At 73.4% G+C, this 15,435-nt stretch carries 14 protein-coding genes; 1 reads left to right on the top strand and 13 read right to left on the bottom strand.

Annotated features, from left to right (window positions below; all coding sequences use genetic code 11):
* The first annotated feature begins 38 nt into the window (after window positions 1-38).
* Window positions 39-1,019, top strand: coding sequence for an SDR family NAD(P)-dependent oxidoreductase (locus tag Aeryth_RS07520; protein ID WP_067856689.1), 981 nt, complete (start codon window positions 39-41; stop codon window positions 1,017-1,019).
* Here the strand turns inward: Aeryth_RS07520 and Aeryth_RS07515 are convergent.
* The 13 genes from Aeryth_RS07515 to pyrH all read right to left on the bottom strand — a co-directional run bounded on the left by Aeryth_RS07515 (window position 1,016) and on the right by pyrH (window position 15,414).
* Window positions 1,016-1,456 carry an AMP-binding protein gene (locus Aeryth_RS07515; RefSeq protein WP_067856686.1) on the bottom strand — a complete coding sequence of 147 codons (441 nt, stop codon included), beginning with the start codon at window positions 1,454-1,456 and terminating at the stop codon, window positions 1,016-1,018. The genes Aeryth_RS07520 and Aeryth_RS07515 overlap by 4 nt on opposite strands.
* Window positions 1,456-2,187: an enoyl-CoA hydratase gene (locus Aeryth_RS07510; protein ID WP_067856683.1), complete on the bottom strand. Its 732-nt coding sequence runs from the start codon at window positions 2,185-2,187 to the stop codon at window positions 1,456-1,458. The genes Aeryth_RS07515 and Aeryth_RS07510 overlap by 1 nt, the downstream gene beginning before the upstream one ends.
* 28 nt (window positions 2,188-2,215) lie before the next feature.
* Window positions 2,216-2,371, bottom strand: a complete 156-nt coding sequence (locus Aeryth_RS17920) for a hypothetical protein (RefSeq protein ID WP_158509196.1) — start codon at window positions 2,369-2,371, stop codon at window positions 2,216-2,218.
* 98 nt (window positions 2,372-2,469) lie between these two features.
* On the bottom strand, window positions 2,470-3,438 hold the full coding sequence (locus Aeryth_RS07505) for a DUF222 domain-containing protein (protein WP_067856680.1): 969 nt from the start codon (window positions 3,436-3,438) through the stop codon (window positions 2,470-2,472).
* Between the two features lie 56 nt (window positions 3,439-3,494).
* Window positions 3,495-4,274 (bottom strand): HAD family hydrolase, encoded by a 780-nt coding sequence (locus Aeryth_RS07500; protein WP_067856677.1) that lies wholly within the window; start codon window positions 4,272-4,274, stop codon window positions 3,495-3,497.
* Window positions 4,271-5,401 (bottom strand): dual-specificity RNA methyltransferase RlmN, encoded by a 1,131-nt coding sequence (gene rlmN, locus Aeryth_RS07495; protein WP_067856672.1) that lies wholly within the window; start codon window positions 5,399-5,401, stop codon window positions 4,271-4,273. The genes Aeryth_RS07500 and rlmN overlap by 4 nt, the downstream gene beginning before the upstream one ends.
* Window positions 5,402-5,462: 61 nt before the next feature.
* Window positions 5,463-6,464 carry a zinc-binding metallopeptidase family protein gene (locus tag Aeryth_RS07490; RefSeq protein WP_067856669.1) on the bottom strand — a complete coding sequence of 334 codons (1,002 nt, stop codon included), beginning with the start codon at window positions 6,462-6,464 and terminating at the stop codon, window positions 5,463-5,465.
* Window positions 6,465-6,518: 54 nt separating this feature from the next.
* A complete protein-coding gene (locus Aeryth_RS07485) occupies window positions 6,519-7,391 on the bottom strand; it encodes a transglutaminase family protein (RefSeq protein WP_067856666.1) in 873 nt (290 codons plus the stop codon).
* On the bottom strand, window positions 7,388-9,856 hold the full coding sequence (locus Aeryth_RS07480; protein WP_067856663.1) for a circularly permuted type 2 ATP-grasp protein: 2,469 nt from the start codon (window positions 9,854-9,856) through the stop codon (window positions 7,388-7,390). The genes Aeryth_RS07485 and Aeryth_RS07480 overlap by 4 nt, the downstream gene beginning before the upstream one ends.
* Window positions 9,853-13,188 carry a transglutaminase family protein gene (locus Aeryth_RS07475; protein ID WP_067856660.1) on the bottom strand — a complete coding sequence of 1,112 codons (3,336 nt, stop codon included), beginning with the start codon at window positions 13,186-13,188 and terminating at the stop codon, window positions 9,853-9,855. Before Aeryth_RS07475 ends, Aeryth_RS07480 begins: the two co-directional genes overlap by 4 nt.
* Window positions 13,189-13,254: 66 nt before the next feature.
* Entirely contained in the window at window positions 13,255-14,136 is an 882-nt protein-coding gene (locus Aeryth_RS07470; protein WP_236749846.1) for a phosphatidate cytidylyltransferase, read from the bottom strand.
* Window positions 14,126-14,680: a ribosome recycling factor gene (gene frr, locus Aeryth_RS07465; protein WP_202967752.1), complete on the bottom strand. Its 555-nt coding sequence runs from the start codon at window positions 14,678-14,680 to the stop codon at window positions 14,126-14,128. The genes Aeryth_RS07470 and frr overlap by 11 nt, the downstream gene beginning before the upstream one ends.
* Window positions 14,680-15,414 (bottom strand): UMP kinase, encoded by a 735-nt coding sequence (gene pyrH / locus Aeryth_RS07460; RefSeq protein ID WP_236749874.1) that lies wholly within the window; start codon window positions 15,412-15,414, stop codon window positions 14,680-14,682. The genes frr and pyrH overlap by 1 nt, the downstream gene beginning before the upstream one ends.
* Window positions 15,415-15,435: the final 21 nt, after the last annotated feature.

Below are 15,435 nucleotides of genomic sequence, written 5' to 3'. Positions count from 1 at the left end.
GACGCGCCCGCGGACGCCCTGCTGCCTAGCGTGGGTGCATGCCCTCGACGTTCGCGAACCTCGCCGACACCGTCCTCGACAAGACGGTCCTGCCCGGCTACTCCAGCATCGGACCGGCCCTGCGACGACGCTGGTGGCCCGCCGACCCGGAGCCGGACGCGCTCCGCGGTCGGCACGTCGTGGTGACGGGTGCGAGTGGCGGCCTGGGCGCGGCGGCGGCCACCGGCATCGCCGCCCTGGGCGCGACGGTGCACCTCGTGGGCCGCAAGGCTAACCGGCTGGCCGATGCCGCCCGGGAGATCCGGGGCGGCGTGCCGGCGGCGGACCTGCGCGAGGAGGTGTGCGACGTCAGCGACCTCGACGACCTCCGGCGGTACGCGCAGCGGCTCACGTCGGACCTGGGCGCCCTGCACGCGATCGTCCACGACGCGGGGGTGATGCCGAAGGAGCGCACGGAGTCGGCGCAGGGTCACGAGCTGACGCTGGCCACCCACGTGCTGGGTCCGCTGCTGCTGACCGAGCTGCTCCGCCCGCTGCTGGAGGCGGCGGACGACGGCCGCGTCGTGTGGGTGTCGTCGGGCGGCATGTACACGGCACCGCTCACGTCGGCGCTCGTCGACGACCTGCAGTACCGCGACGGCGAGTACGACGGCGTGCGCGCCTACGCGCGCACGAAGCGGCTGCAGGTGGTGGTCGCCGAGCTGCTCGCCGAGCGCCACCCGCACCTGGCGAGTCACGCGATGCACCCGGGCTGGGCCGAGACGCCGGGGATCACCGACTCGTTGCCGGGCTTCGCGAAGGTCGTCGCCCCGGTGCTGCGCACGGCCGAGCAGGGTGCGGACACGATGGTGTGGCTCGTCGGCACGCCGACGTCGGTGACCGGACCCGACGGGTTCTGGTGCGACCGGCGGCGCCGCTCGCCGCACTACCTCCCGTGGACGACGGAGGACCCGGCGCTGCGGCGTCGAGCCTGGGACCGGCTGGCGGCCTGGGCGGGGCTCGAGCCCGAGGGCTCCTAGCGGACGGGCCGACGCGCGAGCAGCGGCTCGACGACGTCAGCCGCGTGCGCGAGCACGGCGTCGCGGAAGCCGTCGGCGTCCTTCGCGAGCGCCGTGGCGGCGTCGCCGGAGCCGGCCTGCCGGACGAGGTCGAGCGGGTGGACGCCCTCGGCGGAGCGCACCTCGGGGCCGTCGTCGCCGTCGACCACGACGACCGTGCCGTCGGGTGCGGGGACGGCGCCGATCCGGATGCACGCGCAGACGGCGACCACCCGGTCGTCGCCCGCCACCTGCACGCCGACCTCGTCACCAGGCTGCACGCCGAGCATCCGCAGGCCGGAGCCGAGGAACGACGAGCGCTCCAGCAGCGTGGCGTAGGTGAGCGTCGACGTGGCCGGGTCGTCCGCACCTCCGCCGATGACGTGCCGGTCGAGCAGCTCGAACCCGAGGCTCGCCATCAACGCCCCCGGAACACGGGCGTGCGCTTCTCGGTGCGCGCGGTGGCCGCCTCGCGCACGTCCTCGCTGGCCCAGACGTCGCGGAAGCCCTGCTCGATCGTGGCGTCGTCGTCGAGCCCGTTGAGGACGCGCTTGTTGTAGGCGAGGGTGAGCGGCGCGAGCGTGGCGATCTCGTGGGCCCAGGCCAGGGCGTCGTCGAGCGTGCCGGGCTTGTCGACGAGCCCGTGGCCGAGCGCCTCGTCGCGGTCGATGAGCTCGCCGGCCAGCATCATGCGACGGGCCGGCCCGGTGCCGGACAGCGCGGCGAGCGTGCGGATGGTCCACGCGTCGACGGCCATGCCGTTGCGGGCAGTGGGCACGCCGAACTTCGCCCGCTCGTCGGCGACCCGCAGGTCGCAGGCGATGGCGAGCTGGGTGCCGGCGCCGATGGCGGGGCCGTTCACGGCGGCGACGATCGGGACGGGCAGCCGGGTGAGGCCGTGCAGCATGCCGTACAGCGCCTCCAGGAACTCGTCCCCGTAGACGCCGCCGAGGTCGGCCCCCGAGCAGAACGCGGTCCCCTGGCCGGTGATGACGATGGCCCGCGCTCCCCCGTTCGCCGGCCCGTCGCCGACCGCGTCGCGCGCGGCCTCGTCGATCGCGCGGCACAGGTCGAGGTTGAGGGCGTTGCGGCGCTCCTCGCGCTGCAGCTCCAGGACGACGACGTCGCCGTCGCGGCTCACTCCGAGCATGGGTCTCCTCCGTCGGGTCGGACGCGGGTCAGCGTACTGGGGGCTCTCCGCGGTCGACGAGCAGCCGGGCGATGCGGTGCTCGACGTCGGACCCGACGTCGGGCGACGGGCCGTGGGTGGCGGGTTCGGCGTCGACGGTGCGGCCGGAGGGCAGGATCCAGCGCAGGGTGCGGTGGCTCTTCATGGCGTGGTGTCGGCGGTGCAGTGCCCAGAGGTTCGATCCCTTCGTGGGACCTCTGGGGTGGGGTTCTCGGTGGTCGAGGTCGCAGTCGCGGGCGGGTCTCAGGCAGCCGGGGCCTGGCAGACGCCGTCGCGGAAGCTGATGGCGGTGGCGAGGACGTCGGGCGCGAACCGGCCCACGTACTCGTGGGCCAGCACGTCCTTCGTGATGGGGTCGACGAGCAGCCGGTGGAAGAAGGTGTCGTCGGGGTCGAGGTGCTCGAGCACCCACTCGGCGGGCACCGTCCAGGTGCCGTCGTCGGAGACGGCGGGTCCGGGCTCGGCACCGGCGAGGACGTCGGCGTCGATGACGACGCCGATGTCGGTGCGGGCGCGGCCGGTGGCGGGGGTGTCCTCGGTGAGGAGGAGGTCGACGAAGGCGTCGGCGCGGACCTGGCCGCGGGTGCGGTCGTCGCCGTCGGCGCGGGGGGTGCGGCGCAGGCGGGCGTCGATGGCGGCGGCCTGGTGGGAGGGGATGAAGGCGTTGATCCAGGCCATGGCGTCGTCGACGTGGGTGACCTGCACGTCGCGCTGACGTCGGGCGGCCTCGGCCCTGGCGGCGGCCTCCTCGGCCTCGACGCGGGCGACGAAGCGTCGCAGCCAGGCGCGCAGCTCGGCCACGGTGTGGGTCGCCGCGTACCCGACGACCGACTCGTCGAGGCGTCGGTGGGACGACTCGTGCACCAGCAGCAGAGCCGCCGACGACACCTCGCGGGCTCGCGCCCAGTCGAGACGACCGTCGCGGAAGGCCAGCCAGGTGTACGGCGTGCGTTCGCGGAGCCGGTCGGCCGCCGCGAGCCGGGTGGTGACCTGTCCCTCGGACAGCCCGACGGCCTGGCCGATCTCCAGCGCGATCGCCGACCGCTCGACGAGCCGCACCATCGGCGACTCGATGCCGGCAGTGCGGACCAGCTCGGCGTCACGGAACCGGAGCATGTCGACGATCTCGGACGCCTCGGCACGCGCGCGCTCCCGCGCGCGGGCGGTCAGCGCGTCGAGCGCCTCCGTGTTGCCGTTGCCGTTCTCGTCCATGTCTCCAACCTAGGGGCAGCCTCCGACACCGCCCTCCAGCCCGGACACCCGTCCCGTCAGAGCGCCGTCAACCGCTCCAGCACCTGCGCGACGCCGTCGTCGTCGTTCGACCCGATGACCTCGTCGGCCGCGGCAAGGACGTCGGGATGGGCATTGGCCACGGCGAGCGCGCGACCGGCCCAGGCGAGCATCGGCAGGTCGTTGGGCATATCGCCGCACGCCCACACGTCGCGGGCCGCGATGCCGCGCTCGGTGCACCACGTCTGCAGCCCCGACGCCTTCGTGACGCCGCGCGGCGTCAGCTCGGCCAGGCCGACGGCGCCGGAGTAGCCCAGCTCGGCGCGGTCGCCCACCACCTCGGACACCCGCGTCAGGAACGCCTCCTGCTCGACGTCGGGGGCACGGGCCAGCAGCTTGCCGGCACCGACGGCCTCGAGGTCGTGGCCCACGGCGTCGTCGCGGTGCGCGTCGAGGAAGTGCTCGTCGCGGCGCATGCCGTCCGCGCACTCGACGGCGAAGCCGATGCCCGGCACGGCCGCCCGCAGGTCGGCCAGCAGGACCCGCAGGTCTGCCGGGGCGAACGGGTGCGACTCCACGACCTCGCGACGGGCGACGTCGAGCACGAACGCACCGTTGCCGCACAGCGCCACGCCGTGACCCCCGACCGCGTCGGCGAGCTCGTCGAGCCAGCGAGGCGGCCTGGCGGTCACGAACACGACCTCCACGCCGGACTCCTCGGCCGCCGCGACGGCGGCACGCGTGCGGTCCGACAGGGTGCCGTCGCTGCGCAGGAGGGTGCCGTCGAGGTCGGTCGCGAGCAGCGCGGGTCGGCTCACGCGTCGGACGCGGCGAGCTGCCCGCAGGCGGCGTCGATCTCGTCGCCGCGGGTGTCCCGGATCGTCGTGCTGATGCCACGCGAGACGAGGCGGCGGACGAACTCGTCCATGTCCTCGTCGCGGGAGCGGGTGAAACGCGACCCGGGGACCTCGTTGAGCGGGATGAGGTTCACGTGCACCCAGCCGCGACCCTCGCCGTGCGCGAGCAGCAGCTCGGCCAGCAGGTCGGCGCGCCAGGCCTGGTCGTTGATGTCGCGCATCATCGCGTACTCGATCGAGACCCGCCGACCGGTGACGTCGAAGAAGTGCTTCGCCGCCGAGACGGCCTCCTCCACGCTGTGCCGCGTGTTGATGGGGACCAGCTCGTCGCGCAGCTCGTCGTCAGGGGCGTGCAGCGACAGGGCGAGCGTGACCGGCACGCCCTCGTCGGCCAGCTGACGCATGCGCGGCGCGAGCCCCACCGTGCTGACCGTGATGTTGCGCGCCGACATGCCGAGTCCGTCGGGCGCGGGCGAGGTCATACGACGCACGGCGCCCACGACCGCCTTGTAGTTGGCGAGCGGCTCGCCCATGCCCATGAACACGACGTTGGAGAGCCGGCCGGGGCCACCGGCGACCCGCCCGTGCGCCATCGCGGCAGCCGCGTCGACGACCTGGTCGACGATCTCCGCGGTGCTCATGTTGCGCTGCAGACCGCCCTGGCCCGTGGCGCAGAACGGGCAGGCCATGCCGCAACCGGCCTGGCTCGACACGCACACCGTCGCGCGCTCGGAGTAGCGCATGAGCACCGACTCCACGAGTGCGCCGTCGAACAGGCGCCACAGCGTCTTGAGGGTCGTCCCCTGGTCGGCCTCCTGCACCTTGACGGTCGACAGCAGCGGCGGCAGCAGGGCCTGGGCGATGGCGTCGCGCTGCGCGGCCGGGAGGTCGGTCATGGCCTCCGGGTCGCGCTGCAGACGTGCGAAGTAGTGGTGCGCGACCTGCTTCACCCGGAAGGCGGGCAGGCCGAGCTCCTCGGCCGCGGCCTTGCGCTCGTCGGCGGAGAAGTCCGCGAGGTGACGCGGTGGCTTCCCGCGACCGCGCGGGGGCTCGAGGACGAGCGGCAGGGTCTTGATGGGCTCGCTCACCGCTCCATCCTCCCAGCCCGACCCCAGCGCTGTCGAAACGCGAGGGCCGGGCCGGGCCGGTTCACGCCGGGACGGGGTGCGGGTCGCGCGCCAGGGCGGCGACGAAGTCGAGCTTGTCGAGCACCGGCGGGGGGATGACGAACGGGTAGAGGTCGTCGGAGCCCATCGCCCGGTTGATCTGGTTGAGCGCCGTGGACAGCGGGATCCAGACGCCCGTCACGAGGTCGCTGAACAGGGTGAAGGCACTCGGGTCGACCGTGGTCAGGCCGTAGGCGCGGGCGGTCTCGACGGTGTCGCTGATGTGCATCCAGTGCGCGAACGTCTCCGCGAAGTCCTCGAACGGGTGCATCGTGGCGTAGGTGCTGATGTAGGACTCCTGCCAGTCCTCCGGCGGGCCCTCGCTGTAGTGCCGGTCGATCTCGGCCTGGTAGTCCTTCGACTCGTCGCCGAACAGCTCACGACACGTGTTCATGCGCTCGTCGCCGCGCACCAGCACCGACTCGAAGTAGTGACCCACCTCGTGGCGCAGGTGGCCGAGCATGGTGCGGTACGGCTCGTCGAGCTCGGACTGGACCTTCACGCGGTGCGCGTCGTCGCCCTCCGCGAGGTCGATGGTGATGACGCCGTCGGCGTGGCCGATGACGACGTTCTCCTCCACGCTCGACAGCATGTCGAAGCACAGGCCCTGCTCGGGGTCCTCGTCACGCGTGGTGATCGGCAGGCCGCGCGCGTCGAGCTCGACGACGAGGCGACGCTTGGCCGACTCGGCCACCGGGTACTGCGACAGACCCTCGAGGTCGTCGTCGGCCGGACGCGTGCGCGTGAGGTCGCAGCTGAAGCACTGGCCGCCCTCGACGGTGGCCAGCCACGTGCAGCCGGAGAGGTTGAGGTTGGCGCACACGTGCCAGACCAGACCCTGCCGGTCGACGTAGCGACCGTCCTCGTCGACGGGCACGATCTCGTGCTCGTTGCGGGAGTACCCGAGCGCCGTCCCGCAGGAGACGCACAGGGAGTTCTCGAAGTACAGGGCGTTGCCGCACACACGGCAGGAGAAGGCCTTCACGTGCCTATCCTCCCCCGGTTTCGCGGGCCCGCATCCCCATCCGGGAGGGACGTCTCAGACCGGTACGACGTCGACCGCGACCGCGAGCGTCGACGTCTTCGCCTCGGTGAAGATCACGCCCTTCAGCGGGGGCACGTCGGAGTACTCGCGACCCCACGCGACCGTCACGTAGCGCTCGTTCGCGGGCTGGTCGTTGGTCGGGTCGAGCGCGAGCCAGCCGCCTCCCGGGACCCAGACGGCCGCCCAGGCGTGCGTCGCGTCGGCGCCGACGACGCGCTCCTTGCCGGGAGGCGGCTCGGTGGCGAGGTAGCCGCTCACGTACCGGACGGCGAGGCCGTGCGAGCGCAGGCAGGAGAGCGTGAGCTGGGCGAAGTCCTGGCAGACGCCGGCCCGCGCCTCGAGGACGTCGGCGATCGTCGACGTCACCGTCGTCGCGCCCTGCTCGTACGCGAAGTCGACGTGCACGCGGTGCATCACCTCCAGCACCGCCTCGCCCAGCGGGCGTCCTGGCGTCAACGACTCCGCCGCGTAGGCGTGCGCCGCCTCGGGCTGGTCGACCGACGGCGACGCCAGGGCGAGGTCGAGCGCGCTCCAGGCGTCGGGCACGTCGGGGCGGGCTGCAGGACGCGCCTGCTCCCAGGGCACGGCCAGGGCGGCCGGGTCGAGCACCGGCTCGTCGACCTCCACCACGCTGTGCGCGACGACGTCGAGGGTGCGGTGCGGCGTGTCGAGCTGGAAGTACGTGGTGGTGTTGCCGTAGTAGTCGACGTCGGTCGAGCGGTCGAGCGGCTCGGGGACGACGTCGACCTCGTGGGCCACGACGCGCTGCCACGGCAGGTCGCGCGGCGTCAGGTACGCGACGCCGTAGCTGCCGGTCACGTCGTCGTCGTAGGTGTAGGTGGTGCGGTGGGTGACGTCGAGCCTCATCGGATCCCCCGTCCGGAGAGGCCGAACGCCCGGGGCGCTGGGGCCGTGGCCAGGTGCGTCCCGGCGAACGCCTCGGCGACGCGCAGGAGGTGGATGGTCAGGCTGTCGAGGTGCCGCTCGAGGTTGGGTCGCGACTCGCCCTCGATCGGCACGAGCTCGGCCACGTGGGTGCGGTCGACCTCGTCGACGAGGTCGTCCAGGAGCCGCTCGGGCCGGCTGGCTCCCGTCGACGCCGGCAGCGCCGCGACGTGGCGTCGCAGCGTCTCGAGGTTGAAGCGCAGCGAGCGCGGGTTGGCCGGGTCGGCCAGGAGCAGCTCGACGAGACTGGTGACGCGGACGAACCCGCGGTACCGGCGTCGGTGGGTGATGGCGCTCTCGGTGGCGGTGAGGACGCCCTGGTGCAGGTGCCGGTCGACGTCGATGCCGCGTCGGACCGTGACGGTGCGTCGCAGGAGGGCGACGACCTGCAGGCAGCGCTCGAGCGCGCGGCCGGCCTCGAGGGTCTCCCACCCCTCGTCGTGCACCATGCTGGCCGTCGCCCCGTGCAGCGCGAGGAGCCCGGTGAGCATGCGCTCGGCGCTCTCCGTGACCTGGAGGCTGTGGTCGTTCGCGCTGAGCAGCCCGGCCGCGCGCTCCGTGGCGCCGAACGCGCGGAACACGTCGACCGACAGCTGGTCGCGCACGCCCTCGGCCGCGCCCCGCAGCGCGGTGAAGGAGTGGGCCACCGACGCCGAGCGCTCGACGTCGAGCAGCACGGAGCGCAGGTCGGCGTCGACGCTCTCGCCGTCGCCGGCGTCGTACGGTCCGGGCACCTGGTGCAGCAGCGCGCCACGCAACACCCGCAGGGCCACGCCGCCCGCGCTGTGGGGGCGCGCCCGGAAGTCGTCCGCGAGGGCGTGGGCGACGAGCACGAGACGCAGCGTGTCCTCGGCGCGCTCGGCGTACCGGCCGAACCAGAAGAGGTCCTCGAGCACGCGCGGCACCAGCGGCGTGACGCTGCTCGACGACGTCACCGCCAGCACCTCGGCGAGTCCCTGGTCGGGCTGGTCGGGGGCTTCCTTCAGCACCCACACGTCCTTGCTCGACACCGACCGCGCACCGTCGAGCACCGACGCGAGCCCGCCCAGCATCGGCCGGTACGACGACCCGTACCGCAGCGTGAACGTGCGCAGCGCCACCGGCTGGGGGCGCACGGCACCACCCGCGAGCCGCGGCGCCTGCGACCACGCGGGCAGCTCCTGGGCCGCGAAGCGGTGCGGCTCGGCCTCCACGCGGGTCAGGAGCTCGGCCGGACCGAGGCGGTCGACGTCGACCGACCGGTCGATGGACCGGACGGCGAGATCGTCCCACCGCTCGCGGGCGAGGGCGAGGGCGTCGGGGTCGCCGAGCCAGGAGGTCGGGACCGACGGCAGCCGCAGGGGCTCGTCGAGGAGGTGCTCGCACAGGCCGGCCATGTACGGGAGCAGCCCGGGGTTCTCCAGCACGCCCGAGCCGAGGCCGTTCACGACCCGCACGCTCCCGCGCCGCACCGCCTCGAGCAGGCCCGGGACGCCGAGCTGGGAGTCGCCGCGCAGCTCCAGCGGGTCGCACCACGGCGCGTCGACACGCCGCAGGATCACGTCGACACGCTCCAGACGGCCGAAGACCCGCATCCAGACCGCGCCTGAGCGCACCACCAGGTCGCTGCCCTGCACGAGCGGGAAGCCGAGGCTCGACGCGAGGTGCGCCTGGTCGAACGCGGTCTCCGACGCCGACCCGGGGGTGAGCACGACGACGCGCGGGTCGTCCACGTGCTCGGGCGCGGCCTGCATGAGGGTCGACCGCACGGCCTGCAGGAACGGCCCCACCTGGTGCAGGCCGGCGTCGCGGTACATCTGCGGCAGCACGCGCGAGATCACGTGCCGGTTCTCCATGGCGTACCCGAGCCCGGACGGCGCCTGCGTCCGGTCGGCGACGACGACCCAGTCGCCGGCGGGCGTGCGTGCGACGTCGGTGGCGGTGAGCAGGAGCGGGCGGTCGTCGACGGTGCCCGGCCGGGCCGCCGCGCGCAGGAAGCCCTGGTGGGCGTAGACCACGGCCGGCGGGACGACGCCCTGCGCGAGGACGGTGCGTGGTCCGTGCAGGTCCGCCAGCAGGGCGTTCAGCAGCTCGGCGCGCTGGGCGAGGCCGACCTCCAGGGGTGCCCAGTCCTGCGCGCTGAGCACGAGCGGCAGCGGGTCGAGCCGCCACCGTGACCCGGGCTCCCCCGGACGTCGGTACGTGACGCCGTCGTCGCCCAGGAACCGCCCGATGTCGCGCTGCACACGACGCAGCTGCACGTCGGTGATCTCCAGCGCGCTCGCGGCGAGCGTCCGCCAGGCCGGCCGCAGGGAGCCGTCGGCGTCGACCACCTCGTCGTAGCGGGCGGGAGCGGCGTCGAGGGTCGGCTGACCGACCTCCGACGCGTAGTCGCGCAGGACGGTCATGGCGCGGCGGGCCGCCCGGTCGGAGGTACCCGTCGCAGGTCGAGCGTGTGGGGGTAGTCGGTGCTGTGCGCGCGCCGACCGGCCTCGACCAGCGCGCCGACGTCGACCGGTCCGGTGGACGCCGGGTGGGGCACGAAGCGGCTCGAGCGGCGCGCCTCCGCCTCCTGCGCGTTGACCGGCGGGTGGTCGTAGGCCCGCCCGCCCGGGTGCACCACGTGGTACGTGCAGCCGCCGAGCGACTGGCCGGCGACGGTGTCGACCACCTCGACGTGCAGCGGCGAGTGCACCGGGATCGACGGGTGCAGCGCCGACCACGGCTGCCAGGCGCGGTAGCGCACGCCGGCGTAGTACTCGCCGGGCACGCCGGTCGGGGTGAGGGGCACGGGAACACCCTGGCACGTCACGAGGTGCCGCGAGGGCGAGACGCCACGGACGGTCACCTGGAGCCGCTCGATCGAGGAGTCGACGTAGCGCGACGTCCCCGAGCCCGTCGCCTCCTCCCCCAGCACGTGCCACGGCTCGATCGCGCTGCGCAGCTCGAGCTCGACGGGGCCCGTCGGGGTGCTCACCTGCGTCACGCCGATGCGCGGGAAGCGGAACTCCACGAACGGGTCGAGCCAGGAACGCTCGAAGTCGATGCCATGGTCCTGCAGGTCGGCCACGACCGCGTCCACGTCGCGGACCGCGCCCTGCGGCAGCAGGAAGTCCTCGTGCAGCGCGGCGCCCCACCGCTCGAGCGGTCCGGTGGCGGGGTCGTCCCAGAACCGCGCCACGAGGGCGCGCACGAGCAACGCCTGCACGAGCGCCATCTGCGGGTGCGGCGGCATCTCGAAGCCGCGCAGCTCGAGCAGTCCGAGACGTCCGCGTGAGGAGTCGGGGCTGTAGAGCTTGTCGATGCAGAACTCGGCACGGTGCGTGTTGCCCGTGAGGTCGGTCAGCAGGTGCCGCAGCGCTCGGTCGACGAGCCAGGGCCGGACGTCCTCGCCCTGCTCCTCGGCCTCGGCGACGAGGCGGTGGACCTCGGCGATCGCGATCTCCATCTCATAGACCGACTCGGGGCGGCCCTCGTCGAAGCGTGGCGCCTGGCTCGTCGGGCCGATGAAGCGTCCGGAGAACAGGTACGAGAGCGACGGGTGGCGCTGCCAGTGCGACAGCAGGCTCACCAGCAGGTCCGGTCGGCGCAGCAGCGGCGACGCGGCAGGCGTGCGGCCACCGAGCGTCAGGTGGTTGCCACCGCCCGTGCCGGTGTGCAGCCCGTCGAGGTCGAACTTCTCGGTGCCCAGCCGGGTGCGGCGCGCCGCGTCGTACAGCGTCTCGGTGAGCGACACGAGCTCCGACCACGACGACGTCGGCTGCACGTTCACCTCGATGACGCCCGGGTCGGGCGTGACGCTGAGCTGGGTCAGGCGGGGGTCCGGCGGCGGGCCGTAGCCCTCGACGACCACCGGCGTGCCCACCGCGGCCACGGCCTGCTCCACGACGTGCAGGAGGTCGGCGTAGTCCTCGAGGCGCTCGGTCGGCGGCAGGAAGACGTGCAGCACGGGCGGCGCGTCGGGCCCGCCCGGCCGCACCTCGAACGCCAGGGCGGTCGTCGGCGCGCCCTCGGGGTCGCAGACCTCCACGTCGGGGACGCCCGGCACCAGGGTCGGGCCGGCTTCGAGGTAGGACGGGTCGCCCGTGGCCTCGGGGTCGGACCAGGCGATCGCGTCGAGCGGGAGCCGCAGGCCGACGGCGGAGTCGCCGGGCGCGAGCACGAGCCGGCCGCGTCGGAACCGCCACGCGGGGCTGCGCCACTGCTCGCCCGTCGCGAGCGGCAGCACCCATCCGGTGGGCCGCTCCTCGGCCCGGTCGAGCCGCGCGACCTGCTCGACGTCGGGCTCGGCGACCTCGGGCCGCTCCCCCTCGGGCCGGCCGACCTCTCGCGCCACGGCGGCGAACGGGTCCTCCCACGCGGGGAGCACGAGCTCCTGGGGCAGGCCCAGCACGCGCGCCACCTCGTGCGCGAGCCGCTCGGCGGTGTCGTGCTCCACCGGCGTCGGGTCGGACCACGGGTCGCAGAGCAGCGACGCGTCGTGCCACAGCGGCTCCCTGTCGGTGCGCCACTGCAACGAGACCTGCCAGCGCGGGAGCGGCTCGCCGGGGTACCACTTGCCCTGCCCGCGGTGCACGACGCCGCCCTCGGCGTACACCTGGCGCAGCCGCTCGGCGAGCTCGGTCGCCAGCAGGCGCTTCTCGGGCCCGTCGGCCGCCGTGCTCCACTGCTCCGACGTGGAGTCGTCGACACTGACGAAGGTCGGCTCCCCGCCCATGGTCAGGCCGACCTCGCCCGCGTCGAGCCGCGCGTCGACGGCTTGCCCGAGCGCGTCGACGCGGTCCCACTGCGCCTGGGTGTACGGCAGCGTGACCCGCGGGTCCTCGTGCACGCGGGTGACCTCGTTGAGGAAGGAGAACTCGACCTCCGCCGGCTCGAGCGCCCCCGTGATCGGCGCGGCCGACGACGGGTGGGGCGTCGCGGACAGCGGGATGTGACCCTCCCCCGCGAACAGCGACGACGTCGGGTCCAGGCCCACCCAGCCGGCGCCGGGCACGTACACCTCGGCCCAGGCGTGCAGGTCGGTGAAGTCCTCGGTCGCACCGGCGGGCCCGTCGAGCGCCTGCGCGGCCACGAGCGGGTCGGGCGCGAGCTGCACCAGGTAGCCCGACACGAACCGCGCGGCGAGACCGTGCTGGCGCAGGAGCGAGACCAGGAGCCACGCGCTGTCGCGGCACGAGCCGATCGCCCGGGTCAGCGTCTCGTCGGGGGTCTGGACGCCCGGCTCCATGCGGACCGTGTAGGCGACGTCGCGGTGGACGGCGGCGTTCAGGTCGGCGAGGAACTGCACGAGCGGCACACCGTCGGCGGCCGGCTCGGGCAGCGCGTCGCGCCAGGCCCGGACGACCGGCCCCGGACCCTCGCCGTCGCCCTCGTCGACAGGCCGCAGGTAGGGGGCGAGGTCGGCCGCGAGCTGCGGCTCGTAGCTGAACGGGTAGGTCTCGGCGTACTCCTCGACGAAGAAGTCGAAGGGGTTGACGACCATGAGGTCGGCCACGAGCGTGACGTCGACGCCGAGCTCGCTGACCTTCTCGGGGAACACCAGGCGCGCCTGCCAGTTGCCGAAGGGGTCCTGCTGCCAGTTCACGAAGTGCTCGGCCGGCGAGACGCGCAGCGCGTAGGAGTCGATCGGCGTCCGGCTGTGCGGCGCGGGGCGCAGCCGCACGACGTGCGGCCCGAGGGCGACGGGACGGTCGAACCGGTAGGTCGTGCGGTGGCGGAGCGAGACCTTGATCGACATGGACCCAGCCTGCCGCATCCCTGTTTCGGCTCGATGTCCGCGTCGGCCGACGCGGCCACCCGGTGCTCAGGCGGGCGAGACGAGGTAGTGCAGGATCAGCCAGGCGACGGGTGCGACGGCGATGAGCGAGTCGAGACGGTCCATGATGCCGCCGTGGCCGGGCAGGAGGTCGCCCATGTCCTTGATGCCGAGGTCACGCTTGATGAGCGACTCCGACAGGTCGCCGAGGGTCGCCATGACGACGCCGGCGATGCCGAGCAGGACGCCCACCCACCAGTCGCCGTCGAGCGCGAGGGTCACGGTGGCGATGCCGGCGGCGATGCCGAAGACGAGCGACCCGCTGAAGCCCTCCCAGGACTTCTTGGGACTGATGGTCGGGGCCATGGGGTGCTTGCCGAGGAAGACGCCCGCCGTGTAGCCGCCGATGTCGGAGGCGACCGTGGCGACGATGAAGGCGACGATGCGCCAGGGCCCGTCGGTCTCGACCAGCATGAGCATGACGAAGACGCCCATGAGGTGCAGGTAGGACAGGCAGAACACGCCGGCGCTCGCGTCGCGCACGAACCCGTCGGCACCGTCGGAGAGCCGCCACACGAGCGTGCCGATGACGGTGAGCGCCATCGCGACCGCGGCCGTCTCCATGCCGCCGTAGTACGCGCCGACGAGCATGAGCGTGCCGCCGGTGAGCACCGGCAGGAACGGCACCTTGATGCCGGCCGTCCCGAGGGCACGAGCCAGCTCCCACAGGCCGACGCCGAGCGCGAGCACGACGACCGCCACGAACACGTCCTTGAACAGGAACAGCGAGACGACCACCATCGCGCCGAGACCGGCACCGACGCCGATCGCGGCGGGAAGGTTGCGGCCCGCGCGACTCTTGCGCTGCGCGACGGCCGGGTCGGTCTCTCCCAGGGGTCCGTCGGTGGGCGCGGCCTCCTCAGACCTCAAGGAGCTCCGCTTCCTTGTTCTTCAGCAGCTCGTCGATCTGCTCGACGTGCTGCTTCGTCAGGGCGTCGAGGCGCTTCTCGGCGCCCACGTTGTCGTCCTGGCTGATCTCGGAGTCCTTCTCGGCCTTGTCGAGGGTCTGCTTCGCGTTGCGTCGCACGCCGCGGACGGCCACGCGTCCCTCCTCGGCCTTGGAGCGGGCGAGCTTGATGTACTCGCGACGACGCTCCTCGGTGAGCTCGGGCAGCGTCACGCGCAGCACCTTGCCGTCGTCGGAGGGGTTGACGCCGAGGTCGGAGTCGCGGATGGCCCGCTCGATCGCACCCTTCGCGCCCTGGTCGTACGGGCTGATGATGACGGTGCGCGGCTCGGGCACCTGGAAGCCGGCCAGCTGCTGCAGGGGCGTCGGCGTGCCGTAGTAGTCGGCCGTGATCTGGGAGAACATCGCCGGGTGCGCACGACCGGTCCGGATGGCCGCGAACTCCTCCTGGGTGTGCTCGACGGCCTTGTCCATCTTGGTGCCGGCCTCGCGCAGGGTCTGGTCGATCACGGTGCGTCTCCTGTCGTCGTCCCGATGTGTGGTCCTGCGTCGCCGTGGACCAGCGTCCCGATCCTCTCACCCTGGAGCACGCGGGCGATGTTGCCCTCGCCCTCCATGCCGAAGACGATCATCGGCAGGTTGTTCTCCATGCAGAGCGCGAACGCGGCGGCGTCGACGACCTTCAGGCCGAGGCGCAGGGCCTCCGCGAAGGTGAGGTCGTCGAAGCGGCGCGCGGAGGCGTCGGTGCGCGGGTCGGCGGAGTACACCCCGTCGACGCCGCTCTTGCTCATGAGCACCGCGTCGGCCTTGATCTCCAGGGCGCGCTGGGCGGCCACGGTGTCGGTGCTGAAGTAGGGCATGCCCGCGCCCGCGCCGAAGATGACGACGCGCCCCTTCTCGAGGTGCCGCATGGCCCGGCGCGGGATGTAGGGCTCCGCGACCTGGCCCATGGTGATGGCCGACTGCACGCGGGTGTCGATGCCCTGCTTCTCGATGAAGTCCTGCAGGGCGAGGCTGTTCATGACGGTGCCGAGCATGCCGATGTAGTCGGCCCGCGAACGCTCCATGCCCCGCTGGCTCAGCTCGGCGCCGCGGAAGAAGTTGCCGCCGCCGACGACGATCGCCACCTGCGCGCCCTCGCGGACCGCCTGGGCGACCTGGCGGGCGATGCCGTTGACGACGTCGGGGTCGATGCCGATCTTGCCGCCGCCGAACACCTCGCCGGACAGCTTGAGCAGCACGCGGCGGACGCCGGGGCCTGG

This window comes from Aeromicrobium erythreum, from assembly GCF_001509405.1.
Classification (GTDB): Bacteria; Actinomycetota; Actinomycetes; order Propionibacteriales; family Nocardioidaceae; genus Aeromicrobium; species Aeromicrobium erythreum.
This window is presented reverse-complemented; position numbering and strand designations above follow the sequence as displayed.

Coding starts and splice junctions, on each gene's coding strand:
- Aeryth_RS07515 (WP_067856686.1), bottom strand. CDS start 1,456: ATGGCGAGCCTCGGGTTCGAGCTGCTCGACCGGCACGTCATCGGCGGA.
- Aeryth_RS07480 (WP_067856663.1), bottom strand. CDS start 9,856: ATGACCGTCCTGCGCGACTACGCGTCGGAGGTCGGTCAGCCGACCCTC.
- Aeryth_RS07475 (WP_067856660.1), bottom strand. CDS start 13,188: ATGTCGATCAAGGTCTCGCTCCGCCACCGCACGACCTACCGGTTCGAC.
- Aeryth_RS07485 (WP_067856666.1), bottom strand. CDS start 7,391: ATGAGGCTCGACGTCACCCACCGCACCACCTACACCTACGACGACGAC.
- Aeryth_RS17920 (WP_158509196.1), bottom strand. CDS start 2,371: ATGAAGAGCCACCGCACCCTGCGCTGGATCCTGCCCTCCGGCCGCACC.
- Aeryth_RS07510 (WP_067856683.1), bottom strand. CDS start 2,187: ATGCTCGGAGTGAGCCGCGACGGCGACGTCGTCGTCCTGGAGCTGCAG.
- Aeryth_RS07505 (WP_067856680.1), bottom strand. CDS start 3,438: ATGGACGAGAACGGCAACGGCAACACGGAGGCGCTCGACGCGCTGACC.
- Aeryth_RS07520 (WP_067856689.1), top strand. CDS start 39: ATGCCCTCGACGTTCGCGAACCTCGCCGACACCGTCCTCGACAAGACG.